General features: G+C 51.3%; 16 protein-coding genes. All 16 read right to left on the reverse strand.

The genetic code is table 11. The features are described from left to right. Positions 1-11 precede the first annotated feature (11 nt). A complete protein-coding gene (tssE, locus tag ETEE_RS17745) occupies positions 12-467 on the reverse strand; it encodes a type VI secretion system baseplate subunit TssE (protein ID WP_034163297.1) in 456 nt (151 codons plus the stop codon). After that, positions 467-1012 carry a type VI secretion system lipoprotein TssJ gene (gene tssJ / locus ETEE_RS17750; protein WP_034163296.1) on the reverse strand — a complete coding sequence of 182 codons (546 nt, stop codon included), beginning with the start codon at positions 1010-1012 and terminating at the stop codon, positions 467-469. Before tssJ ends, tssE begins: the two co-directional genes overlap by 1 nt. Then, positions 990-2075 carry a type VI secretion system baseplate subunit TssG gene (gene tssG, locus ETEE_RS17755; RefSeq protein ID WP_034163295.1) on the reverse strand — a complete coding sequence of 362 codons (1086 nt, stop codon included), beginning with the start codon at positions 2073-2075 and terminating at the stop codon, positions 990-992. Before tssG ends, tssJ begins: the two co-directional genes overlap by 23 nt. Beyond that, positions 2039-3793, reverse strand: a complete 1755-nt coding sequence (gene tssF / locus ETEE_RS17760; RefSeq protein WP_034163294.1) for a type VI secretion system baseplate subunit TssF — start codon at positions 3791-3793, stop codon at positions 2039-2041. The genes tssG and tssF overlap by 37 nt, the downstream gene beginning before the upstream one ends. Positions 3794-3882: 89 nt before the next feature. Then, the gene (locus ETEE_RS17765) at positions 3883-4314 is read right to left on the reverse strand and encodes a hypothetical protein (RefSeq protein WP_034163455.1); all 432 of its coding nucleotides are present in this window, start codon (positions 4312-4314) and stop codon (positions 3883-3885) included. A gap of 135 nt (positions 4315-4449) precedes the next feature. After that, a complete protein-coding gene (locus tag ETEE_RS17770) occupies positions 4450-4872 on the reverse strand; it encodes a DUF1240 domain-containing protein (RefSeq protein WP_034163293.1) in 423 nt (140 codons plus the stop codon). Next, the gene (locus ETEE_RS17775; RefSeq protein ID WP_034163292.1) at positions 4872-6134 is read right to left on the reverse strand and encodes a PAAR domain-containing protein; all 1263 of its coding nucleotides are present in this window, start codon (positions 6132-6134) and stop codon (positions 4872-4874) included. Before ETEE_RS17775 ends, ETEE_RS17770 begins: the two co-directional genes overlap by 1 nt. A 31-nt stretch (positions 6135-6165) precedes the next feature. Next, positions 6166-7767: a type VI secretion system protein TssA gene (tssA, locus tag ETEE_RS17780; RefSeq protein ID WP_034163291.1), complete on the reverse strand. Its 1602-nt coding sequence runs from the start codon at positions 7765-7767 to the stop codon at positions 6166-6168. Beyond that, complete coding sequence (locus ETEE_RS17785; protein WP_081926444.1) at positions 7767-10895, reverse strand: ImcF-related family protein; 3129 nt, start codon at positions 10893-10895, stop codon at positions 7767-7769. Before ETEE_RS17785 ends, tssA begins: the two co-directional genes overlap by 1 nt. 44 nt (positions 10896-10939) lie before the next feature. Next, on the reverse strand, positions 10940-11245 hold the full coding sequence (locus tag ETEE_RS17790; protein WP_034163290.1) for a hypothetical protein: 306 nt from the start codon (positions 11243-11245) through the stop codon (positions 10940-10942). A 76-nt stretch (positions 11246-11321) separates the two neighbouring features. After that, positions 11322-12548 carry a hypothetical protein gene (locus ETEE_RS17795; protein WP_034163289.1) on the reverse strand — a complete coding sequence of 409 codons (1227 nt, stop codon included), beginning with the start codon at positions 12546-12548 and terminating at the stop codon, positions 11322-11324. Then, the gene (locus ETEE_RS20510) at positions 12548-12814 is read right to left on the reverse strand and encodes a PAAR domain-containing protein (RefSeq protein ID WP_047358676.1); all 267 of its coding nucleotides are present in this window, start codon (positions 12812-12814) and stop codon (positions 12548-12550) included. The genes ETEE_RS17795 and ETEE_RS20510 overlap by 1 nt, the downstream gene beginning before the upstream one ends. A gap of 3 nt (positions 12815-12817) precedes the next feature. Continuing rightward, positions 12818-13483, reverse strand: a complete 666-nt coding sequence (locus tag ETEE_RS21420; protein WP_338031714.1) for a DUF6708 domain-containing protein — start codon at positions 13481-13483, stop codon at positions 12818-12820. A gap of 390 nt (positions 13484-13873) precedes the next feature. After that, entirely contained in the window at positions 13874-14917 is a 1044-nt protein-coding gene (locus tag ETEE_RS17805; RefSeq protein ID WP_034163288.1) for a DUF6708 domain-containing protein, read from the reverse strand. Beyond that, on the reverse strand, positions 14918-17509 hold the full coding sequence (locus ETEE_RS17810; RefSeq protein ID WP_034163287.1) for a T6SS effector BTH_I2691 family protein: 2592 nt from the start codon (positions 17507-17509) through the stop codon (positions 14918-14920). It lies immediately after the preceding gene. Positions 17510-17533: 24 nt separating this feature from the next. Next, positions 17534-18370, reverse strand: coding sequence for a DUF4123 domain-containing protein (locus ETEE_RS17815; protein ID WP_034163286.1), 837 nt, complete (start codon positions 18368-18370; stop codon positions 17534-17536). Positions 18371-18379 lie beyond the last annotated feature (9 nt).

Here is an 18379-nt window from a genome sequence, read left to right on the forward strand (position 1 = left end):
GTTAACTGGCCTTACCGACGGGTTGTGGTATCGATATACTGCCGTTGCTTCAGGTGTCTCAGCATCACTCGTCCCTCGGGCATAAACTCGGTTCCGTAACGCACGAGGCCAATACCCTTCAGCTCAGCATCAATGGCATAACGCAACTCGCCGGGGACGTTCTGCTCCAGCAGGACTACAGTGATTTTTTTTAGGCGAGGCTCATATTTGAGCAGAACAGTCGACAGGGTGCCCAGCAGCTCATGGGCGGTACCCGGCATGCCCTGGAGAACTCTGGTCATATCGGGTAGGCCATAGTCCGGCAGATGCGCCAGCGTGCCGGTGCGACAGTTAAGGATACGCTGCATGTTATCGAGCACCGATAAAATCACCTGGTTCTGCTCACTGACCTGCGACAGCGGAAGACCACCGGTAAAATGGCCAGTGAGCATTTCATACAGCGACGGCGTGTTGTGTCCCTGGGGCATCAATCATCCTTAAGGGGTTGTAGCGTCAGGTGGTTATTGCCCGCTTCCAAAATGCGCGGCTTATCCGGATCCAGGTCGTCTCGTTCGATAACCTGCTTCCAGGTGTTGTTGACCATATCCGGATGACGGAACAGCCCCACCACCGCCACAAACTGAGCGTCTTCTTCCATCGGCATATTCAGGTTCGCATCACCGCCCGGCTTCACCACCACATCACGACTCGCCAGCAGGTCAACTTTCAGAATGGTCTCCCCATCTTTCAGCAACTGCTGGTAGACCGCTTTGTCGAAGGTTTTGCGGTCTTTCAGCTGCCAGACACGAATAACCACCGGCTCAGACAGCGAGTTACTCTCGCGGGAATCTGTGTTCAACGCTTCACGGGCAGTGAAATCCAGGTGCAGCACCTTAATCTTTTTGTAGAACACGGCGTTAAAGGCCGATTTGGTGCCATCGGTGATACCCTGCGTCACCCCACAGCCCGCCAGACTGAATGCCAGCAGGGGTAACAGCCAGCGAGCTGTTTTAGTTAAATTTGTACGTAACACATCGGTTTCCTTGTCGTGGTGTGGCGGGCTGAAGGCCGGTGTAATAGCCCAGTTCCGTCGTAAAGGTCTGCGGGATATCATCCGGGAGGGCTTCGTCTTCCGCGCCCAGTACGCCATTCATCCCCAGCCAGAATGGGCCTTCACCGAGCGGCGGCGTGGCCAGCAACCGGGTAGCGGTAGTCAGGGTGATTTTTGCCTTGAAGCGCCAGCCAAGATAGACACGCAGCATCACCAGAAAGTCCTGATACAACAGACCGTCCGGCCTCCAGCCCTGCGACTCCTGTTCGCTTTCGGTGGACAGGGCGATCAGCAGCTGACTGTTGGCATCCATTGCTTCGTCCCCCAACGGCGTGTTGCCGTCCAGCAGAAAATCATCATCGCCGTAAAAACCCAGCGGCTGGCTGACCTCCACCGGACGCAGACAGTACGGACTGACCCTGACGGTGGTATCCGGTGCCAGCAGGCTGACCAGGGCCTGCATACCCTGCTGAGTTTTACCGGGCTGGCGCAGCCCCCCCAGCAGCGCCAGAAATCGGGATATCGGTGTGGCAATATGGTTTTCCGTACCGGGAATGCCCAGCCCCACCAGGCCCAGCAACGACTGCGATATGCTGTCAGTTCCGCCGGGCTCGAAGCTTGCCGGGTAAGAGTATTTACGCCAGATGCGGTAAAACTGCGTCAGGATGCGGTGGCTGAATATATCGAGAAAACTCTGCAGCGCTTCATATCCGTCAGCCCGCAGCGTGATGTCATCGAGATACGCTGTCGGCAATGGCGAATCAACGCCGTACATGCCTAGAAATGTGGTGCGAATGACCGGCGGTTTGCTGTCATCGTCTTCGTCGTATTCAACCGCCTTCAGCTCACTGGCCGGAAAACCCATCCCGGGGTGTGGTGCAAATCGCACCGGGTCGTCACCGGGATGGCTGGTTGAGCCCATCAGCGGCCGGTCCGGATTCAGTTTCTCCAGCAGTTGACATAAGCGGTAAAAGTTAATGCGGTGCAGGTCGGCTTCCAGCCGCGGGGTCAGCCGGGAATGCGACGGTTGTGCTTCTCTTCCCATTCCAGGCGCTCTCCGGTTGGTTGTAGGATGATAATCAGGCGATTAAACAGATAGATATCGGTATAGAGCGCAAAGAAGCGGCTCAGCATCTCGCCAAACAGGCAGATATCGCCCCGCCCGGCAAAGCCATGGCCGTCGAGCGTCACTTCAATCTGCACGCCACGCACCAGGTAGCCCTGCTCAAAGCGCTCGGTTTCGCTGTGTTTCACCTCGATGATGGCTTCCAGACGACGGCGGTTCATCTCGCTGCTGGTCCATTCATACAGCGCCAGGGTGCCACGCAGCACTTCGGCGTTATCCATCATCGAGAGGAAACTGCTGCCGAGATGGCTCAGCACACGCCAGTGGAAGCGGTCCTGGGCTGGCGGATAACAGGGCAACGTCGGGGCGCAAAGATTACGCACGGTAATACTGGCGGAGGTGGTTTTCATCACCGTATCCAGCACCGTGCTTTGCAGAGCGCGGCGCGGCAGCTGCCCGTTGGTGCCGGTCAGCGTCAGAGACAGGTGCTCATCTTCCGGGACAGTGTGGTTATCAAAGGCTTCTCCACCCAGGATAAGCCAGGTATTGTGCAATCCCGACGGACCCCGCCGCACGCGAGTGTGATAGTAATACTCGGGGGCTTCGTGACGCATCATGCCGCCTTTGTGGCGGAAGCTTGAGAACGGCACGTAGGTATGCTGGCCTGAAGACATCACCGAATCCACAGCGTAAATCTCGGTATGGCCATCCTGTACGCGCATCGGACGCAGCATGTACTCTGTCTGCAACGAGTTCAGCGTCAGCGGATCTGATTCCAGCGGGAACAGGTTAATCACCGGCACGCAGTTCATGCGCAGATGTTTTTCCGTAAAGCTGAAGTCATGCTCCCAACGCTCCGCCAGCACCACGTCGATTTCAAACCAGGGGAGCTCAGCCGGGAAGGCCACGGTCTCCAGACCACGCAGGCCGGTGAACATGAATTTCTCGCGGAACGTAAAGTACTCCAGCAGCAGTTGGTAGCCGCTGAAACTGCTGTTTCCCGTCGGCCACAGCGCATCGTCATCACCAAACCCAAGCGCAGTAAAGTGGCCGTCAAACGGTCTTCTGTCCACATCGCCGGGGAGGCGCAGCCACATCCGTGCCACGTTCATGGTAAACGCTTCGTGCATGGCACAGGCCAGCGGGGCGTCAGCATTGAGATAGAGCGAAATATGGCTAAGGTCAAGACGACTCCAGTCCGCAAGACTGCTGCAACTGAAGCGCAGCGTCACGACTGAGCGGCCATCCGGATCGGTTGCCAGACTCGCCCGTGCAAGCGACAGCGGCTGGAGATTAATTTCCTTTGTGGTGGTATAGCAACAGCGCGTACCCTTCTCACCAATCGGCCGGGAATGGACCTCGAAGCCTTTGGCTACCCGCATCGGCTCTTTCATCTGGAGCCAGTCCGGGGAGAATTCGACCACCGACAAGGACGGGATGGTGCGCAGATAATGCGGCCACAGCAGGCTGACCAGCCCTTCAGTCAGCTCTGGTAAATCATCGTCGAGCTTCTCGCGAAGCCGGCCCATCAGGAAAGCAAAACCTTCGAACAGGCGTTCGACATACGGGTCGCGTGCGCCCGCTTTATCAAGATTGAGCATTGCCGCCTGTTCAGGGTGGGCCTGAGCAAATTCTTCACCCGCTTCGAGCAGGTAGCGCATTTCGGCGTCGTAATAACGCAGGGTTAAGTCATCCATACTTTTTTCTGCTTAGTTAATTGCTGCGTGTTAAACACTGAAGCAGACTTCGCGAGTCTGGCAGGAGTATCAAAAAGAAACGAGACCCATCAATGCTGAGCACAAAAGGAGGGCTCTATGGCATATTTTTTTGCTATACCAGGCATCCATCCTGAAGGGATCCCCGGACATTCGGTGTAGCCTTTATCCATGAGAGATGCTGTGTATCTTTCTGAAAAGATAAACATTCCAAGGACAGTAAGCCCTAAGATGATAAACACGGCCTTCAGTAATTTTTTACCTGATGTAACGCTTATCTGCTTTCCGGTAAAAACAATAGGAAAAAGCATCGCTAATAATGGAGAGAAAAAGAAGAAAAAAGCTGCAGCGAAAAACACCCAAAATGAAAAATTGACGACATCAGGATAGGACAGATATTCAGTTAACTTATACATTCCGAGATATGAAACCCCGACGGCAAGCCCCATGAAGAATATGACTCCAACAAAAGCAATGACACGTTGTTTAAATAAATACTTCATAAATAACCTATCATGACTCTGCATTGTAATAACACAATATTAAGTAACTCATATTTCTTCCTGCTTGATTAACTGCGGTTTTATAGACGATGGCAAATCTGGTTACGTAATACAACCAGATTGTTTTAAATTTCTTCAATTTATGACGCAGATAGAAGGATCTTTAACGTAACGGGTTGCAGTTCCTGCCATCCAGCCTGATGGAACACCATTGCAACGGACATATCCCTTGCTGAGCAATTCTTTGGGGTACAAGCAGGTAAATAACACTCCTAATATTACGATAACAATACAACCCCACTTCAAATAAGAAACGTAATTATCCATTGTTTTGAAAGCAAAATCCTTTCCCTTAACAATCATCAGAATAAAATAGATAAGTGGAAAAATCATCACAACAGGCAAGGCAATTAATGCAATACTTAACCATGAAAATACAATGCTATCTTCGAAAGAAAAGTATGACCGGAATATATCACCCCCAAGATAAATACTCAGCACACATAAGCCAAGGATTATTACTATAGCAAGAAAAGGTCGAATTTTTTCCTCAAACATCAATATAATCTCCGTTGAATACTCGTCAGATTATCCCGGATATAATTACGAACCTCCTCAACAATCACATCCTTTCCTTTAATTAACATTTTTTCAGCAAACATTGCCCCAAGATCCAGCAATCCCTGTTCAGCCTCTCTGGCTTTGTTTGCAAATTCTTGTTGTGCTGACTCTATATAGGCTACAACCTTGTCAGTCGCGCCAAATTTTTCATCAAGAATATTTAAGGTAATGGCAGCGACACCGCCAACGACGACAACTATTGCTAAGTTTGCAACGATCCATGGAGTTACCAGAACCAGTCCCACCCCCCAAACGACAGCAGATGCTATACCGATTTTAACTGCATCTGTTGCCAGACTACCAATGAATTCAGAGAAGGATGTTTCATCATTCATAATGTAATCGATAGTGCGATATGCTGCAGCCACATAAAAAGTTAATCTTGCACCTTCTATGATCGATTTCGCCAGACCATACTTACCTATGCCTATATCTACAACCTTAGGGTTCTTTGCAGCAAAAACTGGTGCATTTAATATTTTCCTAACCCCAGGGTAGCCACTTATTTTAATCAATTCTGTGCCTTTATGATTCACATATACCGTGGCCTTTATCCCAAAACTACCTAACTGCCCAACCAACATGGATGTTGTGACGACATCTTTTATATTTGTTCCATAGTTAACAATTATTTGACCCGGTGTGCCTTCAGTTATCGCAACCCAACCGTGCTTCCACGCCCCCCAGGATGACAATACCTCAAACACTTCGGGTAAAGTTAGTAGCATGATGTCTTGGTTATTTTGCTTAGACATCATTCTTAACTTTGCATCAGGTAAATCATGTGTGTTTTTTAACACAGGGTAATCAGATACGAAACCCGTTGGCTTTTGCTCCCCTGTAAGGTATGAGGGCAACTCCTGGGAAGTTTGCACCGGTGCCACAAAGCCTGCTGCTGATTCTGCTGTAGATGCGCCGCTACTCTTCTCGTATGTATCATCCAGCATCGACGGAATAAATTTCGCTTTGCAGGGGCAGGTGCTGTAACTGTCGAGAGTGCCAGCCATACGCCGGTCATGAATGGTGTCGTTATCGATACCGCCGGCAATTTTAAAAAGCCCGGCATGCTTGCCGCAGGTCACACTGTCCCGCTCTCTGGCAACAGGTTTATCAAAGATCGTGTGATCCTCTGCACCCGTCGTTATTCTTCCGCCGCAGGTTGTTTTATCACCCTGTACCAGATAGTTACCTTCTGCCATGTGTGGCTCTCCTTGATAAATTCAGTCCTGATTATCCGCACAGTACCGCGCTGCTTGCCGGGTCAAGCGCGATAAGTCCCGCCAGAAGCTGATCCATCTCTGCCTGAAACCGTGACTTGTCAGTTTCACTGCGGGTGGCTTTCATACGCAGCAGCCGGAGGCGGCGGGATTTGACTTCAAACAGCAGCTCTGGCGTCCACTGTGTCAGGGTGATGATCTGCGCAGCCCCATCGAGTTCACCCAGCAGATGCAGGGCTAGCTCATTCTTTCCCTTCTGCTCGGCCACGCGGGCCATCAGCAGGCGCAGCAGCCATTTATCACGGGTGTTGTCTGTGCCCGGACGGGTCTGGAGCCACTGCAGAGTGGCATCAAGGCCTTCATTGTCGGCTTTCTCCAGCGCTTCCGGCTCAAGGGCCAGGATGTCGTTATCCGTCTCACTGACGGCGCTGACCGGCGCCTCTCGCCAGCCGGGCATACCGTCCAGCACGCTCTGGTTTATCCAGTTCAGCGTGACTTCATCTGCAAACGGCGTCCCGTCATTAAAGGCCAGGGTTTCAAGCCCGGAGAGCCGGCGCAGCAGCCCTTTCAGATCGGCGGTGATAATCTCGGCCAGCACCTCCTGCCCCGACTTCACCAGGGCCTGGTGGGTATACCACTGCAAATCCAGCCAGAGGTGATTGGCGCCGCGCGAGAAGGTGCTGTCCGCCTGCTCAAGTATCTCCAGCCAGCTCTGCTGCAGGTACAGGCGTTTGAGCATGGCCCGCTGGTCAGCGCGCGGCGGTTCGATGCGCGTTTTCCCTTCAGCATCCAGCGCCGGGATAGCGCTCAGCGTGTCATGACGCAGGCTTTTCATCAGCCGGTGTGCGGCGAGCCAGCCATCGGGTTGCTCACGCAGATACCCGGTCAGTGTCCGGGCCTGGGCCAACAAATCCTGACCGGAGGTAATGTGGCTCAGAACCGGCACATCTGACTCGGTCGTATGCGTGGAGGTATGTGATTGCGCCTTATTACCTGCGTTCTGCGGTACCACGGCATCCACACCACCGGCCTTCATCAGGCGAGACTCCAGTCCTCTGTACAAGGCATTCAATTCTGGTCGTGACGCTTTCGGCTCTGTCTCCAGACTGTCAGTGATGAGCAGTAGCGCCCCGGCGGTACGCTGTGCATCCTCGCGTATGACCTCCGGGTACAGTGACAGACTGTCCAGGACTCGGGTACCGGCGAGCCATTCCAGCGCGACCTTGCGACTGCGATCCCGCTGCGGGTGAAGCTGCATTCCGTAGCGCTGCAGTAATCCCGCCAGCAGTTCAAGACCTTCGGCAAAGCCAGCTTCGCCATCCTGATGCAGACGCGCCCAGCAGTAATAAGTCGCAACCCGGATATCTTTGGCTCCGGTGGTCAGTAACTTTTCGGCAAGCGTGCATATCAGTCCGGTATCAATGCCGGAGAGCTTATTGATCTCTTCGCGGATACGCTGAAAATCATCGTCATATCCCGGGTCTTCACCTGTCGGACTGGCAACACTCACCGGAGCAAGCCAGGGCTGCCAGTTTTCCGTGCGTGTCTGCGCCTGTTGCCGCTGCTGAGTTTCGTCCGCCTGACAGGCGGCAACCAGATTATGCAATGTGCTCATTATTCGGCTCCATCCATGTCATCGCTTCCCGTATTAGCCATAAGCGCCTGAGCGGTGGCCGCGCTGTCGACACTGAATATTTGCTCCGGCAGCGTGAAACCACGTAGTTCCAGCAGCGCCAGCGGACCTTTACCCAGCTGGGAACGCAGCACCCACTGCAGTGTGCGACCATCCGGAGCGATGAAACTCATCATCCACTGGCTGCGGTCAAGTTGCTGACGTTTACCCTGCTCCAGCCAGCGGATGAAGCCCCAGGTCCCGCTGTAATCCCCGAACAGACGCGCGCCGGCGCTGGTTGAGGTCCAGGTCAGCATCGTCCCCGGTTTGTAGGTATCTCCCGGCCAGCGGAAGCTTTGCCAGTCGGTCATCTGGTTGAAGTAGCGCAGCTTTTGTCCATCAATGGTCAACTGTGTTTCCACCACCTGCGGTACCGGCCGGGCCTGCAGTTCAAAGCTGATACCCTGGCTGCCATCGGTGAATAGAATGTCTGACAGCTGGCTCAGTTGGTTAATGGCCCGCAGGAAGGCCGGGTTGAACGTCAGCCCCTGGCTGTTGACTTTATCCGGTACCCACTGGCTGCCCTCTTTGTGCAGAACACCACTGAGCTCCGTGGTCAGGAAGCGCTCTATACGTCCGCTGTCCTTACGCACAAATTCAGCCAGCATCGGTAAAGAAGCATCACTTTTGCTGGCGGCAAACGGGAAACGTCCGCCAAAGGCAGTTTGCCAGTTCGCGACAACCGAGCGGCTCCATTTATCATTCAGACTGGCTGCCGACGGCTGAAGCACGGTCTCCCAGGCCTGAGTCAGTGGCTGCACAAACATTGTGCTGCCAAATCTGCTCCACTCCTCGCCAAGACTTGCCGAAATCAGACTGCCATATTGCTGGGTGTCGGTGAGGTCCACGCTTTTACCCTGGAATACGGTCTGTGCCAGGGTCTGCATCATCGCCTGCGGATCAGAGGCACTGGCCACCTGTTGCAGACGCAGGCGCACGCGGGTGATGCGGGTCAGATACGTCTGCAGGCTCAGGGAGTTGTCAGCCGACATGACGTTACTGCCTGTGTTTTTACCCAGAAGCTGAAGCAGCGGACCAAAGGTTTCATCCAGCGGCCCCTGCGGGCCTGATGCAGACTGGTCAATGGCAGGTTTATCCTTTCCACCTACGAGATCTTTAGCCGATTTGATGATGGAGTCCGAAAGACCTTCGCTTTGCTGGCCGGCCTGTCCCTGCCAGGCGAGGGTATTCATCAGGGCAATCAGCGGGGACTGGCGGACGTCACTCATCAGCGTCAGCTGGTCGGTAACGTCAGCAATGTTGTTTGCCGGGTTAAGTCGCAGACTATTAAGGAAGTTCAGCCAGCTGCCGGCAAAGTCGGTGAAGTAACGTTGCGTCAGACGTGCTTTCAGGGCTTCTGGCGACAGGTCAGCTGATACTGCTTTATGGGAATCGCTAAGCACCCAGTCGATTTCATCCCGGCGGGAGTTTGCTGCTTTCTCAATCGCCTGCTGAATGCCCCCTTCCCAGGCCTGACGCGTGAACATCCCCGGCACCACTTCTTCAGTGGTGAACAGCCGGCGGGCATCGGTACCGTTGGTCATATCTTCCAGGGAGACATCCGCAAAATTGCGGCGAACGGATTTGAGCATATTCTCATACAGGGTGCTTTCGGCGTTACGGCGACCAATCTGCTGCAACAGCACCTGACGACTCTGGCTCACCAACTGTGCATCCGATGCGATTTTCCACTGTGGCTGCTCTGGCAGTTCGGCAATGTAGAAGGCCCATAAATCCGGTGACAGGCTTTGCCACAGTCCAGTGGAAATCCCGGTACGGGTCGGCTGCACGGATTTCATCGTTTCGGCATAGAACACGCCGTCAACCTTATCCGGGCGTGACATCATCAGCCAGGCTTTAAGCTGGTCATACCCCGATTTCGCCAGTTGTGCACGCTGGTCACTGTTGGGGGCCGAGTTTGCCAGCACACTGAGCTTCTGCTGCAGAGCCAGGTTGGCCGGGTCACGAATAAGGCGGCTATTCGCCACGCCGTACCACGGCAACATGGCATTGAGTAATGACTGGTTATGGTCGAGGCCAAAACGTTGGTACCACGGCGAACCCTCGCTGATGTTATGCTTCAGGCGGCCCGCATGGTTACGCAGGGTATGCAGTGCGGTCAGCTGGTAATCGGAAACGGAAGGAAGCTCCACCAGGGCGTGGGCCTGTTCGGCAACAGACACTATCTGCTGACGGTTAACCGCAAACGACAGCAGCGTCCCCATACCCCAGAGGCCTATAATGGCCATCAGCGACCAGGCCAGCATCCGCTCCCAGGGCATCCCGACCCGGCGACCGCGTACCCGGGTGCAATCGTCCACAATCCCCTGCCAGATGACAGGTAACGTCAGGGCATGGCGCTGCGAAGCCGGAATAAATTTCTCTTCACCGGCCGTCACCGGTGTGGTTCCCTCCGGCTCTTCTGCTGGCTGGCTCTGTGGCAGGCTGAACATCAGGCCACGTAAGGGGATGCGTTGCTGAGTGGTATATATCCAGGGGGCCAGTTGATCTGCCCAGCGGCGGATACCGCCTGCTTTCAGGGTCCGGCCAAGACGCAGCAGAAAGTCGTTTTGCCGGTGTTGAGCAATCTGACTCACGCCCTGTTCTCGTAGCCCAGAGAGAATCGACTCCAGCTGATGGGTCACATCGTCAGTCCTGGCACGCAGCGGGAACGAGGCCCCCACGGCCTGTTCGGTGCGATTCGTTTGCGACCAGTCACTGTCACACAGCTTCCATATCCAGACGGGAGCCGAGTAGCGCAACAGCTCGCTGATTTTTTCCAGCCCGCGCAGGTCGTTATCGCTGATTTGTGGCGTGAGATTCAGCGTCTGTGGCAGCACCCGGACAATACCGTCCAGAGGGCGGCCCCGGCGCAGTTTGCGCAGCGCGGTGTATTTTTCCTTGTCCGGTTCAGCGGTCAGGCTACCACCGTAAATCAGAACGGTGCGGTTGCCTTCCAGCCACTGATTTTTCTGCAGGCCGGGGGCCAGTTGCTCAATGGCTTCTTCGTTACCCGTGACCAGTAACAGGCGGACCTTACGGCGCCAGAAAAGATTGTAACGACGGCGCATATGCGACTTTAACTCGTGCAAACTACTAATAACGGGAGAATCATTTATGTTTTTATCTTTTGAAGATGCAGAACTTCCCCCCCCGTAAGCGCCTTTGCTTTATGATAAGCCGATCGTCCAAAAATGTATGTTGATATAAAAAACACAATGATGAAAAGAAGTAGTCCGCCGGTCAGCATCATCGCCACAAAAAACAATCTCTCCTGCCAGACTGAACCGGGGGAAATCCCCAATTGTGACGGATCATTTTTAAGTATCAGACATGCAGCGATCCCCAGACACAAAAAAACAAACAAAATGAACCACAACTGAAAGGTTGTACTTTTTAGTCCCTGTAATAAGCGTTTCACTTTTTTCTCCTGGCACGAAACGTGCCGTGCACAATGGTGTTCATGGCTATCGGTGAACGGAATGCTGCGCGAATTATCAATGATGTGGTTGTGATTCTGATGCGGGGTGAACAACCAGCCACCATGGAAGAGCCTCTTTATCAGGCATACTCAGAATCAATTGAGGATTTGGGCTCTGTCCGATATTCCCCGCCGCCAGTGCGATAGCAAGCCAAGGAGATGCTTTTCCACTGTGCCCGGTCTTCATATCAATATCCGTGAGCTGAGAAGACTCGACACAAGGGAATTTAATATTATTGTTCGCCAGCAGCATCTGAGCTCTGTTTTCAGTCCCCAACCCCGCCAGCCATAGCCAGGCAACGTTATCCGCATGAGTACATCCCCATTGCAGGGCCTGCATCGCCGATGTTTTAAAATCGACATCACAGGCATGTTCCGGACGATGCAGACGAGCGGATAACATATCAACATCAGACTCGTTATCGCCAAAATGGAGGAGCAGTCCAACGATAGCTTCTCCTTCACCATCAGCGATTATTGGACGAATACACATGGACACGATAAGCAAAGTTCCAAATCTCTCAGGAGCATCAAGCCAGTTGTCGATATCTGTTAATCCAAACGTTGGTGAGATCAACACTCGTGACGAGGCTGGCAATAGCGCCTTCACCCACTGCTCAATAACAGCGCTATCATCCTCGCTCAGGGCATCGCCACCATCGATCTGAACCACAGTAGTAAATTGACGACCAGACTGCCGTGTTATCGCGGCCTGCAATGTGCGCTCACGCAGAAGCGCGCTCAGTTGCTGATGTATTTTATCCGGTACGTACTGCCCCCCGGCACTGAAGCTGGCCTGAAAACTCACTGACTGTGTTTTCTCATCGACAACTGATGGCAACACAATACCCTGTGGCAACATAAACTGCTGAGTCAACCCCGCTGATGTTACAGCGTGCGGAAGATGGACACTCTGCGCTTCGAGTACCAGGAAACGTTGCCCCCGATGAATCTCATTAGATATATCCTGCTCGCGTTCGTCGTCCCAACCTTCAGCAGGCCATTCAGTAGCGAGATAACACAACCAGCGAGCTCCCAGCAATAATATCCATACCACCAATGGTGCGGTAATGAAGCAGTGCCAGAAAAATGCGCCACGAGAAGGGCTGTTCGAAGGCCATAACCAGGATGTAATAAAACCGCCAAGTACCATGAAAATAAGCAAAATAACCAGCCACCTTTTTATCGATGGCTGGCGGGTTCCTCTGGCGACATCAGGTATAGCAGAAAGATCGACAGGCATCATTTACTCGTTGTTGCATTGGTCAAAGATGAGATGAGCTTACAGCCACAGGAACACTCATAATCATGAAAGGCAACCGGGATGCCTCTATCTTTCATTGTCGGGTGACCTTGTGAAATATATGACGGGCTATGGCCTTCTATAGGGCAGCTGACCGGGTCGTTTAGTCGCGCAGCCCCTATACCTTTAAATTTCATTTTTGACGAACCTGACAGAACTTGGCCGCCCCCCGTTGTTTTATCACCAATACGAATCACACCTTTCATATTTTACCCTCCATGCCGGGCATCAAGTTTTGCTTTGATCTTTTTATTTGCAGATCCCAGCCGTTGATTTTTGGCCTCGTACACTTCTCGCGTTTCATTAGCCAGAACAGTGCGCCAGCGATGGATTGGATTATTTTCAGCACCAATATTAATGGGATCATTCGGTTCGACAGCGCACGCATCAAGAACCTCCTGTGACCACTGAGGTATTTTACTGGTTTGCATGGCGATATAACGGGCGATGCTTTCAACCAGCGCAAAAGGTAAATTCAGGACAAGCAGCAACCAATCACCGCGCGAATCTATTTGCATTAGCCGCTGTAAACCTGCGACATATCCTTCTTTTTGCTTCTCAACCGGAGGGCAAAATAAAACAGTCTCAGCCAGTTCCTCCATGCAATCTTCTTCCATATAACAGCGAATAAACTCCCAGTAGAGAGCCAACTCTTCCCTCTGTCCTACATAACCAAAACTGAACGTATTTAAGACCGTTTCTTTATCTTCTGCGAGAAGATGCCCAACAATGCAGTAACTAATTCTCTGTTTACTGGTGGTAAAGAAAACATCACCCCACGGAACGGTTATAACTTCACCGCTAACCTGATACACATGCACCAGCTGTTTTTTTCGGTTAAACCTTAATAGGGTAATGTGTTTTTCTAAACCAATCCTTCAGTAGGAATCGACCAAAATAGCAAATAGCCCCCATCGAAACCAATGTAACAAAATAAAAAAAATAAAAAACCTTTATTTTCAACAGAAGTGATTTTTGCAATGGCTATAATTACGATAATAAACAATATGCAAAACGCCATCATAAATGATGCAATATATCCTTTTGTAGGATAAAACTTATCCACAACCTCCAGGTAAGATAAATTCATTCGTATAACAGTATCCAGATCGAGTACAGCAGCCTCTCCAAAAACTTTTCTTCTTTTACCCTGAACAAAGCGACTCTGTTTTTCTTCTTTGGTCAGTGGCCGGTTAAGCTTAAACGAAAAAAAAGGCCGATATCATGTGAAATTGCCATTATGCGCTAGCCTTTCCTTGTTATTTTTATTCCAGCTCAGGAACTGTTTTGTATTTCGCATCCAGCTTTGCTTTGATCTCTTGATTTGCTAATTTCAGACGCTGATTTTTTGTATCGTACGCTTCCCGCGTTTCATTAGCCAGAACAGTGCGCCAGCGATGAACTGGATTATTTTCAGCACCAATATTAATGGAATCATTCGGTTCGACAGCGCACGCATCAAGAACGTCCTGAGGCCACTGTGGTATTTTGCTGGTTTGCATAGCGATATAGCGGGCAAGACTCTCGACCAATGCAAAAGGTAAATTCAGAACAAGCAGCAACCAGTCGCCGCGAGAATCTATTTGCATCAACCTCTGCAACCCAGCAATGTAACCTTCTTTTTGTTTCTCTACCGGAGGGCAAAACAACACAGTTTCCGCCAGCTCTTCAAGACAATCCTCTTCCATGTAGCACCGGATGAACTCCCAGTAGAGTGATAACTCTTCCCGTTGCCCGACATAACCAAAGCTGAATGTGTTTAGGACTGTTTCTTTATCATCGGAGAGAAGATGGCCAACAATGCAATAACTAATTCTCTGTTTACTGGTGGTAAAGAAAACATCACCCCACGGAACTGTTATAACGCCACCACTAACCTGATATATATGCACTAGCTTTTTTTTCCGATTAAAGCGCACCGGGTAGTGTGTTTTTCGAAACCAGTCTTTCAAAAGAAATCGCAAAAAAAAACAGATCCCTGCGCTACAAATTAAGAGAATAAAAAGAAAGGCAGGAACGTTTCCATTATTGAAAATAGCAACCTTTGCAATTGCCAAAATAAAGACTGTGAACAACAGACAAAAGGCCATCATAAATGATGCCACATACCCTTTTGTGGGATAGAACTTATCCACCACTTCCAGGTATGATGAATTCATTCGTATAACAGTATCCAGATCGAGTACAGCAGCCTCGCCAAAAACCTTTCTTCTTTTTCCCTGAACAAAACGACTCTGTTTTTCTTCTTTGGTCAGTGGCCGGTTAAGCTTAAACGGAAAAAAAAGACCAATATCATGTGAAATAGCCATTTATTCCCCTCCCCCAACTAACTGCTGAAGCTGCGACATTTCCATCTGCATGGTCGGCCAGATTGCAGGTACCTCACTTTCACCCTCGGGTATTTGACGCCACCAGATTGCCGCCAGCCACTTCTGAATGTCATCACGACTTCGCATCGCAATATAAATCGCTGAACCAAGAACCAAAGCAATCGCTATGGCCAAGCCGGCAGGACCAAGAGCCAGTGAGGTAAATACAGCTGAAGTTACCAATGCACCACCAGCCAATGCTGATATAGCGTGCACGATAGCAAGTCCTGTATTACCTTTCAGATATTCTTCATATCCATTATAAGCATCCCACGTTACAGCCACATACCCAAATGCAGCACACACCTTTCCTGCAAGCTGAATTCTGTCAGCTAATTTTATCATTCCGACTTTGCCATAACGTAAACGAACCAGCGATTTAAGCCGCAGACTTTTAAACTTAAAGATCACCCGTTCCGCAGCGTCCAGCAATGTTCCGCCAGCCCCAATAGTATCAGCGATGAATTTAGTGACCTTTTCTGCCCCCGTAAGCTGCCCCTGCACCAGGCTGCTTGCGGATTTGCTGACGGCTCCCACCTGCATGATCATGGCAAAAACGCATCCTGCAAAGGGCAGGCTTTGCGCACCATCATGTGCCAGATTATTCACCGTACTGCCCTTCGCCTGCGCCAGTTTTTCTCTCCACTGACGAGGAAACAATGTACTGCTAACTTCATCGGCTGAACGCATTGTTTTTGCTGCCGCACTGGCACGCGCAGCTTCTGGCAGGGCCCGCGTCTGCGTGGCTTCTGCAACATCAATCAGTACCAGGGATTTCTGTTGATGAATCCCCACCATCGATACGCCAGCAATTTCCATTCGGCGAACTTCAATGTCGACATAGTGTCTCAGACGTGACGCTGAGATACGGCCTTCAAGGTCGGTCATTTCGCCCAGCTGTCTTACGATGGCACTGATAAAATATTTTCGCTCACCGGTACTGCTTATCACCTTCAGTCCCATGCCATATGACGCAGCCAGTGCCACCAGAGAAGGCAGTAATCTGTCCGCGGCTTTATCCAGCATTCCCGCCAGCGCACTACTGACGGCATTCAGATAGCCTTCCAGTGCAAACTGGACATTCTTCACCGATTTATCCGTTATCTTTGTATAAACGTCGACTAACTTATCTTTCCAGGGAACATCGCTGTAATCTTTATACGCGTTCACTGTGTCGCGAACCTTGAGGGCCCATTGCCTGTTATTCAGCACCGTGGCGCGAAGAAGAATATTTGTTTCACTGATCGATGGCTGAGACAGTTGCTCCATAAACCAGGTCGTCACATCTGATTTATCCTGCATATGCTGAACACAATACATGACCGTTTGGGTGAATAAGGCACCGCTGCCGATATCTTCCGGGTCAAAATTACTGTCCAGGTAGTTGAGCAACGTCTGGCCTTGCAGCCAGGCCAGATACATATTCACCATCGGTGAAATAACCTGCTGGTCATAGGCTGAAAGTGCAGCATCGTACGCCTTCAGAAAAGCCTGCTCTTTTGTTCGATCAATATATTTTTCATACTGCGCCCAGTACATATTAACCTGCTGCGGGAGTGACTGGTTGTTATGGCTGTAAAGCGCACTTTGTTGTGCACTGGCCATGCCAGGCAGCATCACACCGGCCTGCACAGCAATCCCACTACGGGCCTGTTGCTCCACAATGCCATCAAGGGTTAGCTGGTCACGTTCAAATTGCGTGCAAAGCACCTCTTTCAGCGAACTGAGCGCTGAGGATAAAGCTAATCCTCGGGAGTATTTCGGGTTTTGCGAAAATTGTTTTTCTATTCGATGATTGGACAGAGCGGAAATATCCTGAGCAACCGCAACCGGATCGGCCAGAACCAGAATTGCGCCCTTCCCGGCATACAGTGTTTCAGCTGCCTGAATCAGATTTTGCCCTTCCTGGGGCCTGCTATTCCTGAAAGGAGCCGGAGACCAGGTTTTATGGGAGCAGGAGGCTGCTTTAGGGCTGTATTCCGCGAGCGTATTTGCAAGCCCTGAAATGGATAAGGTTTGTTTTTCACTCCCACCATTCACCCAGGCATCCATATCAAAACGCTGCATATACTGGCTACGATATGCCGCATCCTCATGCTTTTTACGCGTTGCATCCGTCCATTCCACTTCGGACCAGCCGAACCAGAATACACCATTTTTCATTCCTGCTGGTTTTACCGGCAAAGTGATCAGCGATGCGGTTGCCAACTCTTCCGGTTTGTTGACACAGGGCTTTCGGGTACCGGCCACAATATCAGCAGGCACATCACCACTCTCAGGCAACGGGTAGTAATAGCCCTCGCTGGTGACATAGTAATTAATCCATCGGGCACCAGATTCGGACCAGATATTCAAAAAACCGGCCCGCAGCAGTCTGGCTGTATAAGCAGTCTGTCCCTGTGCAGGGACAGAAACAGTAATATCAGCAGGCAGTAGCGGTAAGCTGTCATCCGCTGCCATCACGGCTGGACGAGCAAGCAGTATCGGCAGCCCATAACGGCGGCAAAATTTACAATCTTGTTCTGTATTCATTTTCATTCCATTTACTGATACGGATTAGCGCTGCGTCATGGTATTCCAGCGTTCTTCATCCCATAAGCGGGTTTCATCATGGAAAAAATCAGGCGCGCTCCTGGCCTGCTGCAGCAGAGGCAAAAATTTGGGGGATGTCCAGAATGAATCCCGAAGATTGAGGCCATGAAATGCAAACGCAGCCTGGTCTTCCGCTGTTGGTAGCCCCAGTTCTGCTGCCTGCGCCAGAAGTGCATCAATTCGCCGACTGGCCCGCTCCCGCTCAGCAATATCACTAAAGGCTGGAGATCTGCCAATCACCTGATTTATCAGTCCACAACGTTGAAGTTGCTGTCGTGGGAAAGTTCGTACCTCATCGAACTGCACCATCTCAGAGGAGGGGAAAGTCACCGTATGCCAGTGACCTTCAAGCCAGAACGTCCAATAGCTAAACATGTAAGAAGGAAATGTTTGAGCCAGCAACCAGGGGGATAACATCCAGCCCAGGTGAAAGAACACCCGGGGATCGTAATAGCGAAGAATATGCCCCCGGTGATTTTCATCAGTAAAACAGAGCGACCTGATAAGCTGATTCCGGACTTCCGACAATGGCTGCTCACTACGAAACAGCAGGCAGGATACCGGCATAGTTTGGGAAGAATCAGCTTGTTCAAGCTCGCTTATTAACGTTTTCCACTCCCCCGCTTTCATCTCTTTTAAGGGCAAAAGCCAGGGATACAGATGAGCCTGCGGTTTTAGCATCGGTGAGACCAGTTCAAGTACAGGCCATGTTTCGCTTATCTCAGGATGTTGCATTCTGTCGATAATGGCAAAATCATGCTCACCCGGAGCCAGCGGTTGTTCCAGATAATAATTATCCATCAACTGTCC

Origin of the sequence: Edwardsiella anguillarum ET080813 (assembly GCF_000264765.2) — a bacterium.
Taxonomy (GTDB): Bacteria; Pseudomonadota; Gammaproteobacteria; order Enterobacterales; family Enterobacteriaceae; genus Edwardsiella; species Edwardsiella anguillarum.